Source organism: Thiohalorhabdus sp., from assembly GCF_036628635.1.
Taxonomy (GTDB): Bacteria; Pseudomonadota; Gammaproteobacteria; order Thiohalorhabdales; family Thiohalorhabdaceae; genus Thiohalorhabdus.
Genome location: NZ_JAZKRM010000008.1, coordinates 1 through 23,525 on the forward strand (window position 1 = coordinate 1; position 23,525 = coordinate 23,525).

General features: G+C 65.5%; 20 protein-coding genes. 9 read left to right on the forward strand and 11 right to left on the reverse strand.

Translation table 11 applies throughout. The features are described from left to right. The 4 genes from V5A19_RS04220 to V5A19_RS04235 all read left to right on the forward strand — a co-directional run. Positions 1-855: DMT family transporter (locus V5A19_RS04220; RefSeq protein WP_332327714.1), on the forward strand; the 855-nt coding region annotated here is incomplete at its 5' end. A 647-nt stretch (positions 856-1,502) separates the two neighbouring features. After that, entirely contained in the window at positions 1,503-2,024 is a 522-nt protein-coding gene (locus tag V5A19_RS04225) for a hypothetical protein (protein WP_332318990.1), read from the forward strand. Between the two features lie 1,390 nt (positions 2,025-3,414). After that, on the forward strand, positions 3,415-3,963 hold the full coding sequence (gene ppa, locus V5A19_RS04230; RefSeq protein ID WP_332318989.1) for an inorganic diphosphatase: 549 nt from the start codon (positions 3,415-3,417) through the stop codon (positions 3,961-3,963). Positions 3,964-4,956: 993 nt separating this feature from the next. Further along, positions 4,957-5,877: a DMT family transporter gene (locus tag V5A19_RS04235; RefSeq protein WP_332318988.1), complete on the forward strand. Its 921-nt coding sequence runs from the start codon at positions 4,957-4,959 to the stop codon at positions 5,875-5,877. Between the two features lie 65 nt (positions 5,878-5,942). On the opposite strand, the gene V5A19_RS04240 is transcribed toward V5A19_RS04235, so the two are convergent. Beyond that, positions 5,943-6,839 (reverse strand): haloalkane dehalogenase, encoded by an 897-nt coding sequence (locus V5A19_RS04240; protein ID WP_332318987.1) that lies wholly within the window; start codon positions 6,837-6,839, stop codon positions 5,943-5,945. A gap of 469 nt (positions 6,840-7,308) precedes the next feature. On the opposite strand from V5A19_RS04240, the gene V5A19_RS04245 reads away from it, so the two are divergent. After that, the gene (locus V5A19_RS04245; RefSeq protein WP_332318986.1) at positions 7,309-7,842 is read left to right on the forward strand and encodes a YIP1 family protein; all 534 of its coding nucleotides are present in this window, start codon (positions 7,309-7,311) and stop codon (positions 7,840-7,842) included. A gap of 125 nt (positions 7,843-7,967) precedes the next feature. Here V5A19_RS04245 and V5A19_RS04250 read toward each other — a convergent pair whose 3' ends face one another. Then, a complete protein-coding gene (locus tag V5A19_RS04250) occupies positions 7,968-8,267 on the reverse strand; it encodes a hypothetical protein (protein ID WP_332318985.1) in 300 nt (99 codons plus the stop codon). Between the two features lie 279 nt (positions 8,268-8,546). On the opposite strand from V5A19_RS04250, the gene V5A19_RS04255 reads away from it, so the two are divergent. Then, the gene (locus tag V5A19_RS04255; protein ID WP_332318984.1) at positions 8,547-8,999 is read left to right on the forward strand and encodes a ferritin-like domain-containing protein; all 453 of its coding nucleotides are present in this window, start codon (positions 8,547-8,549) and stop codon (positions 8,997-8,999) included. A gap of 564 nt (positions 9,000-9,563) precedes the next feature. On the opposite strand, the gene V5A19_RS04260 is transcribed toward V5A19_RS04255, so the two are convergent. From V5A19_RS04260 to dinG, 4 genes are all read right to left on the reverse strand, one after another. Beyond that, positions 9,564-9,929 carry a ZIP family metal transporter gene (locus V5A19_RS04260; RefSeq protein WP_443081442.1) on the reverse strand — a complete coding sequence of 122 codons (366 nt, stop codon included), beginning with the start codon at positions 9,927-9,929 and terminating at the stop codon, positions 9,564-9,566. 672 nt (positions 9,930-10,601) lie between these two features. Further along, positions 10,602-11,231 carry a peroxiredoxin gene (locus V5A19_RS04265; protein ID WP_332327716.1) on the reverse strand — a complete coding sequence of 210 codons (630 nt, stop codon included), beginning with the start codon at positions 11,229-11,231 and terminating at the stop codon, positions 10,602-10,604. 715 nt (positions 11,232-11,946) lie between these two features. After that, complete coding sequence (locus tag V5A19_RS04270; RefSeq protein ID WP_332318981.1) at positions 11,947-12,954, reverse strand: sensor domain-containing diguanylate cyclase; 1,008 nt, start codon at positions 12,952-12,954, stop codon at positions 11,947-11,949. 107 nt (positions 12,955-13,061) lie between these two features. After that, on the reverse strand, positions 13,062-15,206 hold the full coding sequence (dinG, locus tag V5A19_RS04275; protein WP_332318992.1) for an ATP-dependent DNA helicase DinG: 2,145 nt from the start codon (positions 15,204-15,206) through the stop codon (positions 13,062-13,064). Positions 15,207-16,007: 801 nt separating this feature from the next. On the opposite strand from dinG, the gene V5A19_RS04280 reads away from it, so the two are divergent. The 3 genes from V5A19_RS04280 to V5A19_RS04290 all read left to right on the forward strand — a co-directional run bounded on the left by V5A19_RS04280 (position 16,008) and on the right by V5A19_RS04290 (position 17,349). Continuing rightward, entirely contained in the window at positions 16,008-16,310 is a 303-nt protein-coding gene (locus V5A19_RS04280) for a Dabb family protein (protein ID WP_332318980.1), read from the forward strand. A gap of 206 nt (positions 16,311-16,516) precedes the next feature. Then, positions 16,517-17,041 carry a type 1 glutamine amidotransferase domain-containing protein gene (locus V5A19_RS04285; RefSeq protein WP_332318979.1) on the forward strand — a complete coding sequence of 175 codons (525 nt, stop codon included), beginning with the start codon at positions 16,517-16,519 and terminating at the stop codon, positions 17,039-17,041. A gap of 116 nt (positions 17,042-17,157) precedes the next feature. Then, the gene (locus tag V5A19_RS04290) at positions 17,158-17,349 is read left to right on the forward strand and encodes an HIG1 domain-containing protein (RefSeq protein WP_332318978.1); all 192 of its coding nucleotides are present in this window, start codon (positions 17,158-17,160) and stop codon (positions 17,347-17,349) included. Positions 17,350-17,367: 18 nt separating this feature from the next. On the opposite strand, the gene V5A19_RS04295 is transcribed toward V5A19_RS04290, so the two are convergent. The 5 genes from V5A19_RS04295 to V5A19_RS04315 all read right to left on the reverse strand — a co-directional run bounded on the left by V5A19_RS04295 (position 17,368) and on the right by V5A19_RS04315 (position 23,525). Further along, the gene (locus tag V5A19_RS04295; RefSeq protein WP_332318977.1) at positions 17,368-18,573 is read right to left on the reverse strand and encodes an NAD(P)/FAD-dependent oxidoreductase; all 1,206 of its coding nucleotides are present in this window, start codon (positions 18,571-18,573) and stop codon (positions 17,368-17,370) included. A 4-nt stretch (positions 18,574-18,577) separates the two neighbouring features. Then, positions 18,578-18,943, reverse strand: a complete 366-nt coding sequence (locus tag V5A19_RS04300; RefSeq protein WP_332318976.1) for a hypothetical protein — start codon at positions 18,941-18,943, stop codon at positions 18,578-18,580. A gap of 381 nt (positions 18,944-19,324) precedes the next feature. Further along, a complete protein-coding gene (locus tag V5A19_RS04305; RefSeq protein WP_332318975.1) occupies positions 19,325-19,657 on the reverse strand; it encodes a P-II family nitrogen regulator in 333 nt (110 codons plus the stop codon). Beyond that, the gene (locus V5A19_RS04310; protein WP_332318974.1) at positions 19,639-22,767 is read right to left on the reverse strand and encodes a DUF2309 domain-containing protein; all 3,129 of its coding nucleotides are present in this window, start codon (positions 22,765-22,767) and stop codon (positions 19,639-19,641) included. The genes V5A19_RS04305 and V5A19_RS04310 overlap by 19 nt, the downstream gene beginning before the upstream one ends. Beyond that, positions 22,764-23,525: a hypothetical protein gene (locus V5A19_RS04315; RefSeq protein ID WP_332318973.1), complete on the reverse strand. Its 762-nt coding sequence runs from the start codon at positions 23,523-23,525 to the stop codon at positions 22,764-22,766. Before V5A19_RS04315 ends, V5A19_RS04310 begins: the two co-directional genes overlap by 4 nt.

Genomic DNA, 23,525 nt, shown 5'->3' on the forward strand with positions numbered 1-23,525 from the left:
GCCGAGTACGGCCTGCCGTACACCGGGCCGTGGTCGCTGCTGTTCTGGCGCTACCTGGTGCTGGCCGGGCTGCTGGGCGGGTGGTTGGCCCTGCGCGGGCGGCTGGGCTGGCCCGGGCGGCGGGCGGCGGGGCATACGGCCCTGGTGGGCATCCTGGCCCACGGCGTCTGGCTGGGCTGCGTGCTGGTGGCGCTGGACCTGGGGGTGCCGGCGGGCATCGTGGCGCTGGTGACCGCACTCCAGCCGCTGCTGACCGGGGCGCTGTCCGGGCCGGTGCTGGGTGAGCGCACCGACGCGCGCCAGTGGCTGGGCTTGGTATTGGGCTTCGTGGGGGTGGTGATCGCGGTGGGGGCGCGGTTGTCCGAGGACGCCACCACGCCGGCGCTGGGCTACCTGATCCCGTTCGGCTCGGTGGTGGCCATCACCATCGCCAGCCTCATGCAGCGCCGCTGGGCGCAGGTCGGAGCCAGCACCCACTTACCGCTGGAGACCACGCTGTTCTGGCAGAGCGCGGCCACGGCCCTGGCGTTGCTGCCCCTGGCCTGGGGGCTGGAGGGCTTCGCCGCGGAGCCGGCGGCGCCGTTCCTGGCGACCATGGCCTGGCTGATCGTGGCGGTGTCGCTGGGCGCCTACTGGGCCATGTGGCGCCTGCTGCACCGCGACGAGGCCACGCGCGTGGCCAGCCTGTTCTACCTCAGCCCGCCGGTGACCATGGTCATGGCCTGGGCGGCCTTTGGCGATTTGCTGATCGCCACCGACGTAGTGGGTCTGGTGGTAGCCGGTGCGGGGGTGATGCTGGTCTACCGCATTGGCTCGGGTGCGCCCCGAACCGTTACCGGTCCCGAGGGCGAGTAAGGGCGCCTCCCCGTCGGCCAGAGTTATTGAAAGGGGTGCCAGCCCCTCATGAGGGTTTTCGAGCGGGATGGCTCAGGTCCGGCTTTTTCCCTGGCGTTGGCTTTGCCCCGTTTGTGGAGTTGGGAAGGTGAAAGGCGAAGCCCGCCCCTACCTACGAGCGGTCTTTTCGTCCAATCCGGATCGAACCCTCCCTCCTGGCTCCATCTCCTCGTGGAAGGATGGTACCCCTCCCGCCGTTGACAATTTCCCCAAGACGGTGCCTTGTTTCACAGGTCACCTCCCTTGACATACCAAAACCGCCGCACCGCGCAGGGCTTATGGTTAAAATATTGAAAAAAGTATTTTCAGTTTGCCACTGTTTAAGCTAAACCCCACCCGGCCCCGAGGAGCGGATTTGGGATTGGTTGCCCGGGCATTTCCACAATCTTTTCCAAAGGTTCTGTGGGGAATTTAATCCCCGTGACCAACTGGTTAAGGGCAAACTTTGCTTTACGGAACCCGGAGGGTCTCGGGGGTTGGGATGCGGAAGCGAAATATGGGGTAAATGTTGATACATAGGGATAAAGCGCAGGTACTAGAGTACCCTTCCACTTAAGATCTAGCCTTTTCTGCAGGCAGTTATTACAAACACCCATAAGGATGTCCCCATGGATCCGAAAGGAAATCGCCCCGCTGTCGTTGCATCCAGTCTGCTAGTGGTGGGTGGTCTCACTGCGATGACGGTTTCGGCCCAGCCGGATCACGCAAACAAGCCCAAGGAGGTCGCGGAAAGGGCCGAGAAGGGCAAGGACAAGGGCGGAAAGGGTGAGGTTCATCCGGGTAGGGCTTGGAGCAAGGGGCCGGAAAAGGGCAAGGCGATGCGCGAGGGGGCCAGAGGCGAAGCCGAAGAACGCCGTGAGCGAGCCAAGGAGAAAGCCGAGCGCAAGCGGGAACGCGCCAAGGAGGAATTGGAGCATGAGCGGGAACGGGCCGAGGACGAGCCCGAGTATCGGAATCGCGAGCGCCGGGAAGGCGAGGAACAGCGGGGTGAGGAAGGATCCCTTGAAAGCGGCAAAGGCCCCGACCGGGGTAAAGCGAACCGCAAGGCCGATCCGGCTTCAAAGGGCAGCGAGCAGGGGAAGTCTCCGAAGAAGGAAAAATCCAAGGCCTGGTGGAATTTCTTGGAGTGATTCGTCCTGAGGGGGTTCTGAAAAGAGGGCTTTCTTCGCGTCCAAACAAGGGTCCCTAAGCGGCCCCGTTGGGGTCGGGTCTGGCTTTTTGCCCCGGCGAACGGATGGGAACCGGGGACAGGTTTTTCCTTTTCCAAAAATTGGCTATCCGGTTGATTCAGGTAGACTACACCATAGCGATCCTCGGTCCTCTAGGAGCGGTCACCAACCGCGACCTATCCCATCGAAGCATCAAACGGTCGCGGTCAATACCAGCTCCTACAACCCACTGGCTGAGTGAAGGGAATAGTCAGTAAGAATTAAGCCCCGACGCGATCCCTCGGATAAACGAGCATTCTTGGACCGAAAGGTTGTCATCCGGGACGCTACTCCCGCCGATGTCACCGCGATCCCCGACGTGACCGTAGCTGGCTTCTGGCCCGTGGAGGTACGCAACCCTACGGAGAGGAATATCTGGCTTTGGTCGAAGGGGAGCCCCACGCCCCCTTTTTCGGCTGAGTGATTCGCCTTCCCTGACCCTGGAACTGGATCCCCATGGTTCCCTTCCGCGGCCGCGTTCTTGGCCACGAGCTGCTGTTCGTACTCCTTTAGAGGGTCGGATTCAACGGGGCCGAGGCCGGTCTCCCGTACACCGGCGGTGGTCCCAGTTGTTCCGACGCTACCTGGCCTCGGCGGGGCCACTTCGCCCCTCGCTCCCAGGGGCAGGTTTTTTTGGGTTTCCCGGGGGATGCAGGGTGCTGCTGCCAGATAGTGCGTAATGGAATCAGGTCTTGCCTTTTGCCCCCTGGGCTGACCTTGTTCGCTTGGTGAGGCTGGTGCCGCCAAAGGAGCATGTTCGCCCCGCCTAGAGGCAGCCCATCTGTCCAATCCGAACCGGAACCCTTCACCATTTCGCTGGGCTGCTCTGCCTCCCTTTGAAGGGATTCGTACCTAGTTACGACGTTGACAATTTCCCCAAGGTGGTGCATCGCCTCTCTCGATAGCCCTCTTGACATACCGAAACCGCCGCAACGCGGATAACTTACGATTAACTTTTTGAAAATAATAGGAATTATTAGGCTTCCTACGATTTGAGCCAAACCGCCGTGGACCCCTCTGGAGGCGGATTTATGGTGGAATCCCCACGCTTTTCCACATTTTTTTCCACAAGTTCTGTGGGAAAACTTTAGCCCTCCGCGGCCGCGCCTCATCTGGGTGAAGGGATCGGACAGGTATGGTAGCTTATTAGGTTGCGTTAATCCCCCGACGCCAACCCAAAATCCAGCCTGATTCCTCCGACCTCCCGATCAGGGATAGGGCCGGCCACCCTGGTGGCGAGGGGCTTCGTCCTCGTGTCTGCGGGGGTTGCCGATCCATCTGGGCAATCAGGAAGAACTATGAGGTGTGTGTGATGAACCTGGAGCACGTTTCCACCGGTCCCGACTGCCCCCACGAGGTCAATGTGATCGTGGAGATCCCGGCCCACAGCGATCCGGTGAAGTACGAGGTGGAAAAGGAGACCGGGGCCATGTTCGTGGATCGGTTCATGAACACCCCCATGCACTATCCCTGCAATTACGGCTACATCCCCCACACCCTCTCCAGCGACGGCGACCCGGCGGACGTGCTGGTGGTCACCCCGGTCCCCCTGATCACCGGCTCGGTGGTCCAGTGCCGGCCGGTGGCGCTTCTGAAGATGACCGACGAGTCCGGGGACGACCCCAAGGTGCTGGCGGTGCCTAGCGACAAGCTGTGCGAGACCTACCGCCATACATGGGACCTGGGAGATATGCCCCAGCCCCTGCTCGACCAGATCGCCTACTTCTTTGAGCACTACAAGGACCTGGACGAGGGCAAGTGGGTCCGCGTGGACGGTTGGAATGACGCCGCTGCGGCCAGGAAGGAGATCGAGGACAGCATGCGCATGTTCAAGGATGCCCCGGAGCAGCCGAACTTCTAGCCGGCCTCGGTCTTTCAGCCCGTGGGGTTCGGCCACGGGGTCACCCGTTGGCCGCTACCGCAGGAAGGCCCTGAGGGATAAAGGCGCTTCGGTTTCCCCGTGGAGGCTTGCGGCCCGGCCTGCCCCGGATTCGGTAAAGGAGGCCGGGTATCCCACTGGGACCGGTTTCGGACAGCGGGTCGCCTCCGGGTCTAGGGTGGGACGTTCCGATTTGAGAAACGTCCGAGGCCAACATTGGCGCCCAACGGTCGCTTCCCCTCGCCCCTTCCCGGGGATGGGCGACAAGCTTGCCCGGCTTTGGGCGAAACGGAAACCGGCTGCCCCCTCTTTGGGAGGCCCCGCCATGACCTTGCTGATTCGACCGTCCGGCGCGGAGGTGCTGGACAGGCAGCTGCCTGATCTGGGCTGGCGGCCCCTGGATGAGATCTCAACCACCGGCCGGCTGCACGATCCCCGTATCTGCCAATGGTGGGCCCAGTTGGGCGAAGCCCGTCCGGACCCTGAAGGAGAAGGCGAGGGGTCCGTTCCCCGGCTTCACCAGGCCTTCGCCATGGCTCTGAGCGATGCCTTTATGGCCCGCACCATACTGGCGTATGGGCCACGCGGTGGGCACCGGCTAGGGAGCCGCTGCAGGTCGTCCAGGAGGCCGTCGGCGGCCTTTAGAAGGCGCCCGGGGGGCCGGCGGCCGGACCGGGACCCTCCGAGCCTGAGCGCTTCTTCTGCCTGGTTTTCCGGCCCTAATCCTCGCCCCGTGGTCGCAGTCGGGATGTCCGGCTTTACAATCCCCGGCCTGGTTCCCTAGCTTTCCCTGTCACCCCCAAAGCCCCCGCCTTCTCCCTGCCTGGGCCCGCTTCGGCGATGACCGGACCGCCATCCGGGTGATGGGGCCGGCCGTGGCCAAGGTGGTTGGCTGCGGGCTGTCCGGCCTGGCGCGTCCAGCTCGCGGCGATGGCCCAAGCCTTGGCACCAGTCCTCACCCCAAGGGGTCGCCCCATGAGGAAGACCGTCCTGCTGCTCGGCCTGATCACGGTGTCGGAGGCAACCATCGGGGTCTTCGTGAAACTCACCGATGGCCGCATCCCCATCCAGACCCTGAACTTCTACGCCCTGGCCTTCGCCACGGCCTTCCTGATAGCGGCGGTGCCCTTGGCAACCGATCAGCGGCTGCGCTTCCCCTGGGGCAACCTAACCGACACCGCCGTCATCGGCGTGCTCATCGCCGCCCAGATCAGTGTGTTCAATTTCGCCATGACCCGGGCCCCCATCGCCAACGTGGTGATCTTCTGGTCGGTGGCGCCATTTTTCACCTTCCTCTTCTCCTGGCTGTTCCTGGGGGAAAGGGCGCGGTGGAGCTACATCCTGATCTTCGCCCTGGCGCTGGCCGGGATCGTTCTGGCCAAGCCCCTGGAGGGCGGCCACATGGTGGGCAACCTGGTGGCCCTGGGCGACGGCGCGGTGTACGCGGCGATGGTCACCTACATGCGGTTTGAGGGTAAGACGGAGGTGGGCAACGACACCGGGTGGTCCATGCTGGTGGGGGCGGTGGTGCTGTCGCCGGCGGTAGTCCTGGCCGGTCCGGGGGCGGTAACCGGGACCATCCACTACCCGGCCCTGGGAGTGGCGCTGCCGGTGATGCTGTGGGCGGTGTGTCTGGGCTTGGTTTCCACGGGCTTCGCCTACTTCGGCATTTCCCTCGTGCTGAGAAAGCTGCGGGCCAACGTCTATTCGCTGGTGGACATCATTGTGTCACCGGTGGTGGCGGCCTTTCTGGGGTACCTGATCTTCGGCGAGGTGCCCTCGTCGAATACCGTCTACGGCGGCGCCATGCTGCTCGCCGCCGCCTTCTGGCTGACGCGCGAGATGTCACGCAGTGACGCCGGCCGGGGGACCGGGGCGCGGGAGTTGGGCGAATAGGCCCGGTAAGACGGGCCCCAGAGACCGGAAGGGTAGCCTTTGCCGGGAACCGTTTGCTTGGGCCGTCACCCTGCGACCCGCTCCCAGTACCAATCTCGTAAGGCATGCCCAATGGCATGAGGCTTGTCCTCCTGGAGGAAGTGGATGCCTTCGCCCACATCCCGGACCTGGAGGTCGGTCAGGTGGTCTCGGCACCAGGCCACGGTGGGCGCGCGCACCAGGCCGCCAGGGTGGGCGTAAAGCAGCAGCTTGGGGATGGATGTCTGCTGCAGGTAGCTGTTGTTGGCGGCCACGATCTCGTGGACGTCTTCGGGCCGGCCCTCGATGGGGATTTCCAGTGGCCACTGGCGGGTCGGGCGGCGGCTACGCACCGTGGGGTAGGGGTCGCGGTAATGGGCCATTTCCGTCTGGGCAAGGTCCCGCACCACTGCGGCGGGCAGGACCTGCTCCACGAAGCCATTCATGAGGCTAAGCATGACCCAGCCGAGGCCGGGGGTGCGCATCAGTCGGAACCCCAGACGGAATTCGGCGGGGAACTCGGACCATGGGGAGGGAAACAGGATAGCCTCCATCAAGGCGATGCCTTGCACCTTAGCGGGATTGCGGCGTGCCCAATCCAGGCCGAGGGCGGAGCCCCAGTCGTGGCCCACTAGGGTGATTTGCGACAGGCCCAGGGCCTCGATAAAGGCCTCCAGGTAACGGGCGTGATCGCCGAAGCGGTAGGCGATGTCCGGCTTGTCCGACCGGCCCATGCCGATCAGGTCAGGGGCGATGCAGCGCGCATGGGGAGTGAGCCAGGGGAGAATGTTCCGCCACAGGTAGGACCATGTGGGGTTGCCGTGCAGGAAAAGGATGACCGGTCCCTCACCCTCGTCCACGTAGTGCATGCGCGCGCCGTCGATTTCGACGAAACGGGATGGATGGTTGAAGGCCGGTGAGATCTCGGATTGGCTGGCTTCCATGATGATTTCCCCTGCAAGCAAGCGCCCGTAATGCCGCCCGACTGACCGGACTCGGGCCGCTGTAGGTTTCTCCGGCCCATGCCGGCTCCGGTAGTCGCTGTCGGGGTTGGCAGGACCTTGTGCCTTATCGACCTTGATACGTCGAGCGTCGCCGGTCGGATGTGGGCAATCGTTGTGCCGGTCGTCCCGGCAGGCATGATCTTTCGTGGGTGACATGGCGGTAAGCGGGGGATCAGGCCTGGGTCCGGGCCTCAGCCCGTCCTGCCGCCGGCCGGAATGCCCCCCTTCCGCGCCGTTTGCTCCAGCATCCTTTCCCCGGCACTATTGCCGTGGCCGCGGGCCCTTGATGGTCGGGAGGGGCCTGGGAAGGCACCGGTTGTTCGGGGCCGGAGTGCACCCCCACAGTGGCGGGCTCTTGACGGAGCTATCCGCCGCAACCCCCGACGAATTTACCCAACCGGAGGCAATAATGGGTCAGTTTACGGATCGCATGGTTCGGGCCGCCAAGCTCGAGCCGCACGTGTATGAGGAGGTGGAGGCCGATACCGGCGCCATGGCCCAGGCGCTGGGGGTGGTGGTGCTGTCCAGCCTGGCGGCGGGCATCGGTGCGGTAAGCACGCACGGTGCCTCCGGCATCCTGGTCGGTACCCTGGGCGCGCTGGTGGGCTGGCTGGTCTGGGCCGTGCTCACCTATTACATCGGCACCAAGCTGCTCCCGGAGCCACAGACCGAATCCTCCATCCAGGAGCTGATGCGCACCATCGGCTTCTCGAGCTCGCCGGGCCTGATCCGGATCCTCGGCGTCATTCCGGGCCTTCAGGCCGTGGTGGGGTTGGTCGCCGCGATCTGGATGCTGGTGGCCATGGTGGTCGCCGTCCGGCAGGCGCTGGACTACGAGAGCACCGGCCGGGCCGTGGGGGTGTGCGTCATCGGTTGGCTGATCCAGGTGGTGATCCTGGGCGGACTGTTCGCCCTCATGGGCGGCGGTCAGGGGCCAGCGTAGCCAAAGCACGGCGCTCGGCCGGGGCTACTCAAAAGGGGGACGTGGGCCGGGGGCTCTCGGGTTCTGATCGCGTGGTCCAACCGGCCCGGCCGCGGGTAGACCGGTCGGACATGGAGCAAGAGGGGTTATTGGGCCAGCAGGCGCTCTAGATCCAGGACGGCCCCCAGTAGGCGCTGGTGAGCCTCGTTGCTGTGCTGGTGCCGCTGTTCCAGGGTCTGGTGGGCTTCGGTCATGTCGCCGCCCGTACCCTGTTCGTGCTGCATGATGGCCAACCGGTGCTTCTGGATGGCGGATTCGTGCTTGTAGATCTGGGCTTCGACCTGGCGCAGCACCGACAGGGCGTGCATGTGGTCCGCGCTCCAGCGGAAGTGCTCCTCGGCGTCCGCTTCGTGCTCACGGTGCTCCTGCTGGGTTTCCTGGGTCATCGCTTTTCTCCCAATGGCTGAATGGGCCGGCTTCCCGGCAAACCGGGGAACTAGCCGGTCGGCGGACGAGCCTGATCCTTCTTATCTGTCACCCTACGCAAATCGTCAAGACCCTGGGATAAAGTGCCCGCGGTCCCTTCTTGTGCGCCTCCGATGGGCAGCCCTTGAGCCTGTTAGGTTGCCGAGTTGCAGCCGCAGTTACAGGATCGAAGCAAAGACGTCGATGCCCGAAGCGCCCGCACCGGGGTGCTCCCCTCTTATCAATCTGGAGTCTGGTGCATGAGTGAGCTGACGCAAGCGGAGGTCAGTGCTCTCCGCGAGGCCCTGGACGACGAGTATTCCGCCTGGGCCACCTACGAGCAGGTAATCGCCGACTTCGGCGAGGTCCGCCCCTTCAGCAATATCCGCGAGGCGGAGGCTCGCCACATCGAGGCATTGCTGACCCTGTTCAGGCGCTACGAGCTCGCCATTCCCGACAATCCATGGCCTGGGAAGGTCAATCGGTATGACAGCGTCCGGGAAGCCTGCGAGGCGGGAGTGGCCGCGGAGATCGCCAACGTCGAGCTGTACGACCGGCTGCTGGCGGCAACCGAGCGTGAGGCCATCCGCACCGTACTGCGCAATCTGCAGGAGGCCTCCCAGCAGCGCCATTTGGCGGCGTTCCGGCGCTGCGCGGAGGGTGGTCCCGGAAAGGGACACGGCTCCGTGCGCAAACAGGGCGGGCGGGAGTAATAGTGAGCCCTATCGGGGAAAGGCCGGCGACAGGGCCCCGTTAGCATCAGCCGCCTTCTGTTCGGCGGCTTCCTCGCCGGCCGGACAGTTCGAAGCTTGCCGCACGCCGGCGGCGCCTCGACGTCCCGAAGAAGGCAGTGTCGGATGCCTAAGGCGGCCCCTTTCGGGACCCATCATGAGCGCTAGGAGGCCTGGTTCGACAAGCATCAGGCGGCCTACCTCTCGGAACTGCTCGCCCTGCGTCCCTTCCTCCCGTGCCAGGGGCAGTGGCTGGAGATCGGCGTGGCCCCCTCGCCAGCCATTCTGGAATACGGCGCCGAGCGGGGACTCGAGACAGTGACCGAAATCGCCGAGTAGTGGCCCTCCGAAGCGGTGAGCTGCGCTCACGCCCCGGTAAGACGACCATCTGCTTCGTGGACTCGGCCCAGAGAAGGCGCGTCGAGGCCCACCGAGTAATGCGGCTGGGGGGCGCCTGGTGATCGGCTTCATCCACCGGGGAGCCCTTCGGGCCAGGAATATCTGGCGCATCAGTCCGGCATCATTTTCTACAGGCAGGCGGTTTTTTCATCTTGCGGAGGAGGTTGCGCACGTCCTGGCGCTGGCCACGGCGCCGGTGGTGAACAGGCGCGGGTGGCCGTAGCGGCGGGCCATGGGCAGCAATTCGTGCACGGATACCAATACCATGGCGCCTGCCGCAAAGGCCAGGAACAGGGCGTTGAGCTGGGGATAAAAATGCACCGCTGCCAGCCCGAGCAGGCCCCCGGCCGGCTCGGCCAGCCCGGACAGGGCGGCGGCCAGGAACAAAAAGCGGCGCGCCCGGTCGGCCACGAGGGGCGCCGCCATAGCCAATTCCTCAGGCAGGTTGTGCAGGGCGACGGCGACCGCCACCAGGATGCCCATGGATGGCGAAGCGATATAGGAATTGGCCATGGCTAAGCCTTCGGGCAGGTCGTGGAGGATGAGGCCGAAGGCAACCAGGTAGCCGCTGCACAGGAGGTGGCAGCGGAAGCCCCACGGTCTCCGCCACAAGGTGGGTATGCGGAATGAGCCAGTGCAGGGTCGCAACGATTCCCATGCCCAGCAGGAAAGAGGCGCTGCCCGTACCAAGCCCAGGATCGCCTGAGGTTTGGGGCATCAGGTCGAGAAACGAAACCAGGATCATTATGCCCGCCGGGAAGCCGATCCCGACGGCGATGGCCCGGTCCCGCCCGCCGGTGTATAGGGCCAGGGCTACTCCCGCCACGGTGGTCACCACCGATACGGAGGCCAGCAGCAGAACGGCTGCAATGCTTGCAAGCTCCAATTCCGGGGCCGTGGAGCTTGCCGGAGCCGCGCGATGGAGGGATAAGGGCCGGGTGCCGGGCGGCCAACCTTGCTCCGCGATGGGGGCCTTACTCCAGGCGGCAAAAACCCGCTCCTTTCCCTGTTGCACCTATCCGGCCGACCGGGAAGGGGAGCTTCCCCAACCACAGAGTCCGCCGATTGCTAGCTGCGCGCTAGGCGCCCGCGCCCGGGGTCTCGGTCCGGGCGTGGTTAGGACGAGCCATAAAAAGCCCCGCCTCCGGCTGAAGGAGACGGGGCACAATTCCTTTCCAGGGTGGGTCAGCTCAAATGAGTCAGCCGCAGATAGGGGCGCTGTTCATCCCAGCCCTGCGGGAAGCGCTTTTGCGCCTCCTCGTTGCTGACGGTGGGCGGGATGATGACGTTCTCCCCCTTGGTCCAGTCCGCTGGGGTGGCCACGCTGTTGGCGTCGCCGACCTGCAGGGCATCGATTGCCCGCAGGATCTCGTCGAAGTTTCGGCCCACCGCCATGGGGTAGGTCATCGTCAGCCGGATCTTCTTGTCGGGGTCGATGATGAATACCGAGCGCACGGCCGCTGTGTCGCTTTCTTCCGGGTGAATCATCTCGTAGAGCTTGGCGATCCGGAGATCGGCGTCGGCGACGATGGGGAAGTCCAGGCTGGTGTGCTGGGTGTCGTTGACGTCCTCGATCCACTTGACGTGCTCTCCTACAGTATCCGTGGAAAGCCCCAGCCGTTTGGTGTTGCGGGCCTCGAATTCATCCGCCAACTGCGCGGTCCGGCCCATCTCCGTGGTGCAAACGGGGGTAAAGTCCGCCGGATGGCTGAAAAAGAAGCACCAGGAATCGGCGATCCAGTCGTGGAACTTGATGGTGCCCTCGGTGGTTTCGATCTCGAAGTCAGGGGCTGTGTCACCCAGGTGTAGCGTCATGGTCGGATCCTTGCTGGTTATGAGGAGTTTGCCGCGGTTTTGGGAGCGCGAGGTCGGCGCCCCGGATTTCGGGGGAGCGGGCCCGGGTGGCGGCTTTTCCGGAATAGGGCCAATCCAGAAAGGGTTCCGGATGGCCCGTTGGGCCTCCCGTTCCCCTTGGCGAGAATTGGAGGCAGGGGAGATCTGCCATAAGGAAGTGTGTTGAGCCAATCCTAATCCCCATCAGTAACACATCCTTTAAGAAACGGAAGTCGACATTTTCGCCCTGGCCAGGTTTCAGGTTGATGAAATCGACGAAACGTATCGGACCCAGTCAGGGCATCTGAACGCCCATCTTCTACCCTTTGGGGTCCATGGATAGTACCGCGCTATCCAATCCGCCCGCCGACAGCCCCCCTGCGTGATTGGGCCCGTCAAGCTCGAACCCGGCGTGTATGAAGAGGTGACGTTGAATGTCGGCGTAAGGGCCAAGGCTAAGGGTGGGGTGCTGTCTGGAGGAGGGATCCCGGTTGGCCCTTTAGGCCTGATGAGGCGGGCAGTGGTCTTTTGGACCAGCCTAGACCAACAGCGGATCCGTTGGGACCGTGCCGCATCGGGCCTTTAACCGGTCAGGGTCTGGCCGTCCTTACGATGTGACTCTGGTGCGCTCGGGCCACCTATTTTCCCCCCGCCGCTTGCCCAGATCCAGTCTGGGGTGCCGATGGCATCGACGGGGTCAAGGACTTTCCTCGGCCATGATCAGGCGGTCACGTCCACCCGATTTGGCCTGGTATAGCAGGTCGTCGACGCTCCGGAAAAATGCCTCGGGAGTTGGCGGGCGGGACTCGGCGGGTCGGGCCGCGGCTGCGCCGATACTGAGGGTCATGATCCCCTGCGAACGGGGCTCCGGGTTGTTGACGCCAAGGGCCTTGACGGCCTTGCGGGCACGCTCCGCCAACTCTGCTGTCCCGTTTTCCGGGGTGTTGGGAAGGAGAATGGCGAACTCCTCCCCGCCGACCCGGAAAACCAGGTCTCCGGAGCGCTTGGCCTCGCTCTGCAGGGTGGCAGCGATCTCCCGCAAGCAGACGTCGCCCTGGAGATGACCGTATTCGTCGTTGTAGGCCTTGAAATGATCGATGTCCGCCATGATCAGGCCCAGCGGGCTCCCCGTGCGCTGATTCCGGGCCCATTCCCGAGCCAGTATGTCGTCGAAATGGCGCCGGTTGTAGGCCTCGGTTAGGGGATCACGGATGCTCTGGAAGCGCAGAAGGAGTTCGCTTTCCAGGAGGCCTCGCCCGTCATGGAGGGACTGGGCTATGGCCTCGGTAAACTGGCGTGGCCGGTTGTCGGTGGCGCAGAGACTGCCCACCTTGTAGCCCTCCGGGGAGCGAATGGGGATGCCGGCGTAAAAGCCGATATAAGGTTCCCCCACCACCAGGGGGTTGTCGTGGAACAGAGGGCTCGTGGCGGCGTTCTCCACCACCATGATGTCGTGCTGCAGGATGGTGTGCCCGCAGAAGGAGTCCTCGCGCCGGGTCTCGCAGATGTCCAGGCCCTGGATCGAAGTGAATATCTGGCGATCCTGATCGATCACCGAGAAGAAGATGGTGGGAACGTCGACGGCCTTGGCCAGCAACCGGGTTATCCGGTCGCAGTGCTCTTTCGGCGTGAGGTCGGGCGGGCCCATGGCCGTAACGGCGGCCTGGCGCTGAGGCTCGTCGGGGGGAAGCGGTGGCGATTCCATTAGGACACCTTGGTGGTGTGGGCCGGGGCTCAGACCTATTTCGCATACTTTAACGCCGTGGTTGACCCGGGAATACCCGGTCAGAGGTAGCCATGGCCGCAAACGCCTCAGAACGCGGTACCGGTGTCGTCCCGCGTGAAATCGGGCAGGGCCCGCAGCAGATCCCGGCCGTAACCCTTGGTGTGCAGGCGGTTGTCCAGCAGGGCCACGATGCCGTAATCGTCCTCCGCCCGGATCAGCCGGCCCACGGCCTGGGTTAATTTCAGAGAGGCATCGGGCAGGGCAATCTCGAAGAAGGGCTTGCCGCCGCGGTCCTCCACCCACTCGGCGCGGGTGGCCTCCACTGGGGAGGTGGGCACCGCGAAGGGCAGCTTGGCGATCACCACAGCCCGGCAGGCGGCGCCCGGCAGATCGGCGCCCTCGGCGAAGGAGGCAAGGCCAAAGATCGCCGCCGTCTCGCCGGCCGCGACCGCCTGGTGGTGGCGCTGCAGCAGCTCCTCGCGGGAGCGATCGCCCTGGCGCTGGACCGTCACCTGCCATTCGGGCGTTAGGCCCTCGTACACCGCCTCCAGCTGAGCTCGGCTGGCGAACAGCACCAGGCTGCCCGCCGCACGCGCCAGGTAATCGGGCAGGCGCTGGATCACCTCCCGGGTGTGCTCGGCCGGCGCCTTGGGCTCGGCGACCATGTGGGGGACGATGAGCCGGCCCTGGCTGGGGTAGTCGAAGGGGGAGGGCAGGCGCAGGCAGTGGGCGTCGGCGCCCTTCGTTAGCCCGAGGTCGGCGAGGATGCGCTGGAAGCTGCCCAGGCTGGTTAGCGTGGCGGAGGTGACCACGGCACCGGCACACCGGTCCCAAAGGCTGGTACGCAGGCGCTCGTGGGCGGACACTGGGGCGGCATGGACGCGGAAATCCACTTCCTCGCCCCGAGTGTAGCGCTGGATCCAGCGCGCCGTAGGCGGCGCTCCTTCCGGATCCGGGTCGGTGTAGGCCTCCCAGGTGGCCACCAGATTGGCCAGGCGTTCCCCGGCCATGGTCAGCTTGGGCCGCAGCTCGTTGAGCCCGGCCAGGGCGTCGCCCTCGGCCTTCTCCATGGCGTTGTCCAGGGCGCGCAAGGCGGCGCTTACGGTCTTCAGGGCTGTGGCGCCGGGCCCGGCGATGTTGCCCGCCAGGCCCTGGAGGGTGTCGTCCACCCGCCCCAGGGGGAAGCGTAGCACGTTGTCTTCGGGCTGCTCGGCCTCCAAGCGGGCCTGCAGGTGGCGGTAGGCATCCTGCAAGCCCTGGCCGGTGCCGCGCAGGGCCTCCTCCACCCCGCTGGTATCGGGCTTGCTCGCCCCGTCCACCGGGTCGATGGCTTCGTGGGCCTGCTGAACCGCGGCGCCGATGCCTTCCATGACCTCCTGGCTGGCGGCCACGGCGGCATCCAGGCTGAACTGCTCGCGGGCCCGGGCGGCCAGCCGGTGGCCCTCGTCGAGGACGTACAGGGCGCTGCCGGGATCGGGGAGAATGACGCCGCCGCCCAAGGCCAAGTCCGCCAGCACCAGGTCGTGGTTGGCCACCACAACGTCGGCCCCCTCCAGGGCATCGCGATCGGTATAGAAGGGGCAGGCCTGACCGCTGGGGCAGCGGTGGCGGCCCGGGCAGCCGGTGGAGGTGGTGGTGACTCGCCGCCGGACCTCCCCAGGGATGGTCTCCGGCCAGCGGTCGAGGTCGCCCGACCAGGTATCGTCGGTGTAGGCCTCATAGAGCCGGCGCAGCAGGTCCTGGTTCTCGGGGTCGAGCCGGCCGGCGGGGGCGAGGCCGAACAGGTCGGTGGCGGAGGCGGCTTCGGTGAGGTGGCCCTGGGCCGTCTCTGGGCAGAAATAGCGGCCGCGGCCCTTGGCCAGGTGGGCGCGGAAATCCAGCCCCGAGTAGCGCGCCAGCTTGGGCAGGTCCGTGTCCACCAGCTGCTCCTGCAGGGCCACGGTGCCGGTGGCCACCACCAGGGCCATGTCCCGCTGCTGCGCCGCTACGATGCCGGGGACCAGGTATCCCAGGCTCTTGCCCACGCCGGTGCCGCCCTCCACCAGCAGGACGTGGGCCGCGGCCTCGTCGTCGCCGTCGGTCTCGGCGGTGGCAAAGGTGTTGGCCACTTGGCCCATCATGTACTGCTGGGCCTTGCGCTCACGGAAGCCGGGCGTGCTGTCCCGAAGCGCCCGGAAAACGGCGCGGATGCGCTCCTGGGCGTCGGCGGTGGCCTTGCGGGTGGCGGCGATCTCGAATTCCTCTCGGGGGTGTGGCTGGGCCCCTCATTGTACGGGTGATGGGCCCATAACTCAGGCCCGGGGCGATAGCGCAGCGGTTCCGCGGCGGCGATCGGGGGTGGGTGCCTGCTGGTGACCGAGTGGGTGAGGGCCTTTAGCCCGACGGCGCGGCCAGCCGAACCGCTTGGCTGCTTGCGGCGGGTCGCTACGTCCCGTGTGGCGCTGGGACTGGCCAGGGATCCAGGGGCTAAGGATCCGGTAACCGGTGCCGGTCCGTCCGTCGCCGAAGCCCACCAGCCAGTAATAGGCTTTGCCGGCATAGCGGACGACCCGGATTGCCAGCTCACGGTCCCGCCAGATTTTGGGAGGAGCCAGCTTGGACCGAAGCTCGATTATTTCCCTGGATGGCGGCACTGGCCCTTCGGTGCCTTCGACCCGGAACCCATAGGTGAAGATCGTCATATCGCGAGGCTTCATGCCGAGCTCGGCCCCGCTATGCTTCCGAAAAGCGAGCATCTTGCTCGACAGTGTCAGGTCTTCCTGGATCGTAGGCGCACCCTCTGAAGGGTCCCGTGGAGGGGATGCGGCCCCTGAGCCGGCGAGGATCAGGCCACCCAGGAGGGGATTGTGTTTCAGGGGATGGATAAGGGTCCTGGTCCCTTGCCGGGAGAATCGTTCGGGGCCGGCCCGGGAGGGCTTCAGATGCGCCCGACGGCTTCCCTGCTGGCCCGCCCGCCCTCCATTACCTATCCTGTCGGCCCTTCTTCGGCCGCTTCAGTCGGCCCCGTCTTACGCATTGGAGGAGACTCGCCGATGATCAAGCACATCGTCATGTGGCGCCTCAAGGAACATGCTTTGGGGAATCCCAACTCGGTTAACGCCGAGCAGATGAAGGACAAGCTGGAGGCGTTGGCGGGCCGCATCCCGGGGGTGGTTAAGATCGAGGTGGGGCTTGATGTCAGCGCCACCGAGGCCTCCGCGGATGTCGTCCTATATTCCGAGCTCGAGAGCCGGGAGGCGCTAACAGCCTATCAGAGCCACCCGGAGCACGAGGCAGTTAAGGCCTTCATCGGGGAGGTCACGGCCGAGCGCTGGATGGTGGACTATCCGGTCTAGCCTTCGTCCAACGGCCCTTTCGGCCGAAAAGGGGATGGCCTCAGGTCCCCTGGAGCTGTCCCGGGAGCGGGCGTGGGTTGCCGGGCGTTGTGTCCGGCCTTTAAGCGAGGCCAAATCGTCCCCATCCTCTTTAAAGGGAAGCCCAAACAGAGGCGAACCCGCCAGCGGGCCAAAGCCCGGAAGCCCAGAATCGAGGAGATGTCGCCATGGCCGGAATGCTAGAGGGACGCCGGGTGGGCCTTTTCGTGGCCGACCTGTTCGAGGATATCGAGGCCTATTACCCGTACTATCGCCTAGCGGAGGAAGGGGCCCACGTCACCGTCGTGGGGCCCTCCGCACGGAGCTACCAGGGTAAGCGGGGCATGACCATGGAGGCCGACGCGGCCCTGGAGGACATCGGGTCCTGGGATTTTGGCGCCCTGGTCCTGCCAGGGGGGTATGCCCCAGACCATTTGCGCCGCCATCAGCGCTTGCTGGATCTGGTGGCGGAGGCCGACCAAGCGGACAAGCCGATCGCCGCCATCTGCCACGCCGGCTGGGTGCTGGTTTCCGCCGGCATTCTGAAGAAACGGCGGGTAACCGGCTTCTGGTCCATCCGGGACGATCTAGTTAACGCCGGGGCCGAATACGAGGACAGCGACGTGGTACGCGATGGCAACCTCATCACCTCCCGTTATCCCAATGACCTGGGGGCCTTCTGCCGCACCCTGATTGAGGCCTTGAGCCAATAGATCCGGTCCTTGCCGTCGCCAATTGGTTCACCGTTATCAAAAGGCCGTCTAGCGCTCGTATTAGAAAGAGGGGACAAGGTTCGGATTCCGGTCAAGGCGTTCAGCGGGAGAGGCACATGGATCTACTTACGTTTTTGATTGGGTTGGCGGCGTTGGCGACCCTCGGAGTGTTAGCCATGGGCATAGGGACCATGGTGCACGGCGGGGCTATGGATGAGCGGCGGAGCGGGACGTACATGGCCTTCCGCGTGGGCCTTCAGGTATTGACTTTCCTGATGCTCCTGGGGGCCCTGGCCTTGAAAATGTAAGACCGAGTAAGCACCAACTTACCGAGGGCGGCCGAAGTCCCAATCCTGGAAGGATTGGGGCGGGTTGCCCCGCAAGGTGTCGGGATAGGTGCGCTCCGCACCGTTTTTGATCACTCCTGCGGGGCGGCCGGCCAGAGGAACCGGGCCGGCATTTCCCACGGCGTCGTTGTTGCCCAGGGCCACCAGCAGGCCCAGGCGGCTGGGGCGATAGGAGTCGGGCGTGCGTCCGGCCAGCTCATCGCGCAGGGTGGCGGCTAGATAGCGTCCCTGGTTGAGGGCCTCGGTGGCCGTCGCCTCGGTGCCCGGATCATCCTGGCGCACGGCGCAGTCGCCGGCGGCCCGGACCTCCGGAAAGTCCGTTGCCCGCAGGAAGCGATCCACCCATACCCGGCCCTGGCGATTCCGATCGAGGCCGCTGTTACCCAGCAGGCCGGGACCGGCGACGCCGCCCGCCCAGGCCAGGGTGCCGTAGGGCATGCGGCTGCCGCCGGCGGTGAGGGTATCCCCATCGACTCGCTCCAGGGCCGCCCCGGTCCATACCTCCACCCCTTTGGCTTCCAGGATGCGTTGTGCCGACCGGCCGTGGCAGGCGTCCATGGCCGGCAGCAGGCGCTCGCCGGCCTCCAGAAGCACCAGACGGACATGGCGGATGGCCACGCCGGAGCGGTCGGCCAGTTCGGGCAGGCGATGCGCCAGCTCACCCGCGAGCTGACAGCCGGTGAAGCCGCCGCCGGCCACCGCCACTGTGGCCAAGCGCTTGCATTCGCCTGGGGTATCAGCCTCGCCGGCCTGGGCGAAGGCGTCTCCCAGTCCGGTGTGCAGGGTCTCTGCCCTAGCCGGGTCGCGCAGGGTGTGGGCATGCTCGGCCAGGCCGGGCAGCTGGGGCAGGGTGGCCTCCGAGCCCAGCGCCAGAACCAGATGGCCGTAGCCGAGCTCGCCCGCCGAGGTGGCCACGCTTCGGCTGCGGGGATCGATGCCCCGGACCTCGGCCTGCTTGAAGGTGACCTGGTCCAGGGGTAGATCGGCGAAGTCGACGCAGGCTTCGCTGCTGCTTATGGTGCCCCCCGCCACCTGATGCAGCCAGAAGATCAGGTGGTGGCAGTCGGCCCGCTCCACCAGGGTGATCTCGGTGGCCTCGGGAAGCTGATCCCGAGCCCTTGCATGGCCCAGGTCCAGGGCAGCGCGCAGGCCGGCGTAGCCGGCCCCCAGGATCAGGATGCGCATGGCCTCAGCCGCTTTCTTTTCCGGTGCTCTCGGCGGAGCCGTCTTCCCCACTTTCGGCCCTTCGGCGGCTGCCCAGGTCCGTTTCCTCCACGGGTACCTCGACCTCGCGCGCCAGCTCGTCCAGGACACCGGAGACCACCCGGGGAGCCACCGCCAGGCCGCGCAGGGCCTCACCGGCGGTATGGCGCAGCTGCTCGCGAGCCGGATCGGGTAGCCAAGCCAGTGGTGTGGCTGCGGCCTCCAGACCAAGGCGGGTGAAGCGGGAGGCGAAGTCGGTGGCCTCTTGGAAGGCGCAGCTTGCGTCGAAGGTGGATTCCTCCTCCGCTTCTGTTCGGGAGCCCGCGGAATCGGTTGGGTTATGTTCGGTCATGGCCTTGTCTCCTTGCGGTAGTGGGAAAAGCTCGCCAACCGGCAGGAGCCGGGCTCCAGCCGCGGCGCTTCCGGCACTGGTCCGCCGGTTGGTCAACCGCCAGCAGCCCTGACGGGGCCAGGCTGCATGCGGTGCCGATGGCGGCCGGAGGACCGATACGGTTACGATACCCTGTTGGACCAGGGTTAGGTCCAGCCCGCCAGGCCGGTTCGGGAAGCGCCGGGGTAGGGGAGGTTCATTGGTTGTGGGGACTGCGGGTGGGTGGGGGTGACGGCGTTTTCGTTACCCCAAGCGCAAAGTTGGGTCGGTGGCTGGGCCCGTGGCGGGCGGTAACGCTGTACGAGACCTTACCCTCTCCCGGCAAAGGTGTCGCCCGCACGGTTAGCCCTGATCGCTGAACTTGACCAGCCGCGACACCTGAATGTCCGAGACGAACACCACGCCAGAGTGTTTGTTAAAGAAGGGCTCGAACCCTTCCAGGATGGGCTCCACCATGTCCTCCGGGACGGCGGCAATGACCATAATCAGCACATCGTCCTCGTTGAACATCAAATGGCCTTCGCGGAAGCCGTGACTGCCCTTGCCGGAGAGATTGTGGACGATGGTGTAACCTTTGACGCCCGCCCGGTCGAGCAGGTCGGTGGCAAAGCTCTGGTATTCGCCGCCAAGGATGATCTCGAGCTTCTTCAGCGAGCTCAGGTTAAGGTTTTGCATAACGCATCCGCCTCCTCAGAGGTTGGCTGGCTCGCTACTAACGGCTGGGGCAGCCATTGATCGTCGTCAAAGGTGGTCACCGTATCGGTCTCGGGGTCGATGACCAACAGCCGGATCCAGCCGCCCCGGACGAGCTGCTTGACGGTGACGACGTTGGCCACCGCCGCCTGAGCGTCCGCCAGCGGTGCCTCGATCACGGTAATCAGGCGCAGTGGCTGGTGATAGGGCTCGCCTTGGGCGAGCACCGTTTGGGAAGGCAGGCCCGTGCGCAGATCGCTAAGATTGCCCGTCATCACCCCGAACCGCCCGGCGACGTTGTGGTAAACCTTGCTGCCGCTGCCGAAGTGCTGGTTATCCACGGTGGAGAAGTAGTGCTCCATATTGATCCACTGGCCCACCACCAGCGGTCCGGTCAGTATGGTCTCCAGCAGACGGCGCTTGGAATCGATGCGGTAGTCGTAGGAGTGCAGGAAGGCGCGGCCTTCCAGGGAAAGCTCCCGGGTCAGTGCACGCCGGCCGATGATGAAATAGGCGTTGCGGGACAGGCCCCATTCGGGGCGTACCTGGGACCAGTCAACGGCGTTGCGCTGCGCCTCGCGATAGGCGTGGCGGGGCTCGCCCTCAACGGCCGGTATTTTCAGCGTGGGCATACGCTCCCGCGCGCACCGGCGCGAGGCGGCGGCCAGGCCGTTGTGCAGCCGATCGACATAGACGGCATGCGAGGCCGGCATCTGGTCGGGTTGGAAAAGGCGCAGCTCATCGGTGGTCGTGTCGTGCAGGGCGGCCGCGAACCACGCGTCATGGGGAATGTCGATGCCCTGCTCGCGGAGCTTGTCACGAATTTCGGCCTTATTGGCCATCTGGGCCAAAACCCGGGCGTTCACCACTCCGTGATTGCCGCCGCAGGCGCCGCAGTCGAGGGCCGATTCGTAGGGATTGTTCTCGGAGGTGCTGCCGTGGCCGACGAGCAGGACGAACCGGGAGAACCCTTCGGTCAGACCGATGGAGCGCAGCGCCTTGTCGACGAAGCCGACCTGCTCGTCGAGGGTGAAGCCGATGCGTCCTAACCGCTCCATCTGCAGCTGGGCGAAGGCGGGGTCGATGCGGTAGACCGCGCGCAGGCGCTGGATAAAAGCCGACTCGTCCCCGGCTTCCATGCCGAGTGCCTCGGTTAGCTCGGGCGCCCCCTGCTGCCTGCCCAGGGCGGCCTCACGCAGCTCGCGCACCATGGCATCGGTGATGCGCTCGGCAGACAGGTGCCATTCCTGCTCCACCGCATTGCTGATCACGGCCCGCTGGACGGTGCGCACGATGGAATCGGCCTGCTCGCGGCTCAGCTTGTCCAGCATCAGGTGGGTGGCAGGCTTGTGCTCCTGCAGGTGCTGGCGCCAGCGGTTGTACTGGCGGGGAATCAGGGTCTTGCCGACCATGTCCAGGCCGAACAGCAGGCCGATGGCCTCCACCGTGACGAAGGAGCTCAGCACGGAGTTCTTGAGCTCCTTCAGCGCCTTTTCCAGTGCAGTGACCGCCGTCATGTCCTGGGGACCCGAGACGGGCATCTCCAGAACCAGATTCTTGGGGGTGATCAGCACCGGACACAGGTGGGTCTCGCTGCCCTTGCCTAGCTCCATGAAGCTCAGCGGCACTCCGAAAAAGCCCGCGATGCCGTAGGTCTGATAGTCGCCCGCGCCCTCCAGGTGACGCCGAATGCGTTCCGAGCGGGTGTCGATGCAGAACAGCGCCTGGGCAAAGGGGCGTTTCTCTCTCGGTGCCGGTGGTGTCCGGTTGACGGTCTGGATCAGCCGTTTCGTGGCCCGGGCTTCCATGGCGCGCAGCCAGATCATGCCCTCGCGGCGTTCGAACCCATCCAGGGTAGCCAGCAAACTTCCCAGGGCGTCCCCGGAGAGCTCCTCCAAGGCGGCCTCGCCTTCCGCCTGAGCGGCCAATTCCCGCAGCCGCTCGGCCTGCTGGTGGGCCTCGCGGTCCCGCTTGGCGCGTTCATAGTCGGCAAAGATGCGCTGGATCCGTTTCGGCTTGCCGCGGGCTAGCGCCTTTTCCACGGCCAGGGCATGGGACGGCAGGATGGCCCCGCTGTGGAGCTCGTGCCGGAGGTAGGTCTCTTGAGGGCGGTTCTCGATCGCCTCTTTGAGGGCACTAACGGTGGTGGCCATGCCGTTGCGCTTGCGCTCGGTCAACAGAGCCAGCGCGAGGGTGAGGCGCACCGCGAGCAGATCTACCAGATCGCCGGGATATTGCTGGCTCCAGTGGTAGTGCTTGGTGTGCGAGCGCCACCGGATGAAGCCGGACCACCCGTGTAGACGGGCGAGCTCCCGGGTGAAATAGCCCGGCCATTGCCATTCGGGCACCTCCAAGAGGCGCATGACGTGGGCGATAACCTCTTCGGGGACGCTGGCTTCGGCCAGGATGCGCGGGATGCGCAGGCCGCGCAGCAAAAGGCGGCCGTTGCGCATGGCGATCCCCCGCCAGGCGGCGAAAAACCCCTGCTCACGCCCCGGCATGGCCCAGGAGGACTGGCCTTCGTCGAAGAAATCGAGGCAGCTCTTGATGACCAGCTCGTCCAGCTCCTCGCCAATCCCCGTGCCATAGAGCGCGTCAACCGCCTCGTAAACCGGACGCTCGTCCAGCAGGGAGGTACGCAGGCCATCGGCAAGGGTGGCCGGGTCGGGAACGGTGCCAGGCGCAGCCTTGGAACCAATCAGGCAGGCCCGGACATCCTCAGCCCCGGCCAGGGTCCGCCTCACCTGCATGGGATGCTCGACATGGGTAAGCAGGGCCAGGAGCCAGCTTGGCAGATCGATACCCGGAATGGCATCGCGCTCGGCGGCGAAGTCTCCTACCTCGGATGCGAGCTGATCCCGGTCCACCTCGCCTTCGGCGAGATAGCGCTGGTAGCGGTGCCGGGGCAGAAAGCCGCGGGCGTCAAATAGCTTCTCGCCCCGTGCCACGGCCTCCGGGAACGGCAGGTGCTCCAGACCGTGTAGCGGGTTGTGGTGAATGAACGAGCGCATCGGCCAAAAAAAGGGAATGGGCTCGCCAGAAACGTAGACGGTGGCGCGGATCTTCAGCTTTTCGCCCAGGGAGAGACTCATAGCAGGTCTCCTGACAGGAAGACGCCGCCGACGGTGAGCGCGATCAGCGCGGCGGCATAAGCCCAAGCGGTGAGCGAGCTTAGATCAGAAACCCGGTAGGCGGCCGCGTCCGGATCGGCCGAGCCGACGACCAGTCCCTGCACCAGGCGCGCACTCGCCCAGCTCCAGAGGAGCCAGGTCGCGAGTAGGGCGAGGCTCACGGCGGGCGCACCCGTCATTAGCAGCGCCAGCATGGTGAAAAAGGCGGGAAATAACGGCAGCGCCACGCTGGCCATCGCCGTGGTCACGAAAACACCCGATAGGCGCGGCAGGCTTTGCCCCAAGCCGATGTACAGGCCCGTGTAGACCCCGCCGAAACGCCGCTCCAGTCCGCCCCCGAGCAGGGCCAGCAAGGCTAGAGGGCCGCTCATGCCCAAGGCGTGCCATTGGGTGGCTACGCCGGCCAAGCCGCCGGGACCGGCGAGCCAAAGCAGGGCCCACAGGGAAGTAGCGAGGTAGGCCGTCCACTGGCCAAGCTCCCGGGCGGCGAGGCCCCGGAAAGCGTAGAGGGCAGCGGTCGCCAGGGCTAGCGGCGGCAGCCAGTCCGGACGGGGTCCGGGGGCTGTCTGGAGCAGGGCCAGCCCGATCTGGGGCCAGGCCAAGAGGAGGCCGAAGCGCAAGAGGCTGTGCTGCGCGCCGGCGAACAGGGCGTTGAAGACCGCGCTGAACGGGAACAGGGGCAGGAAAACAGCGGCTAGCAGGTAGGTCGCCATGGCCAT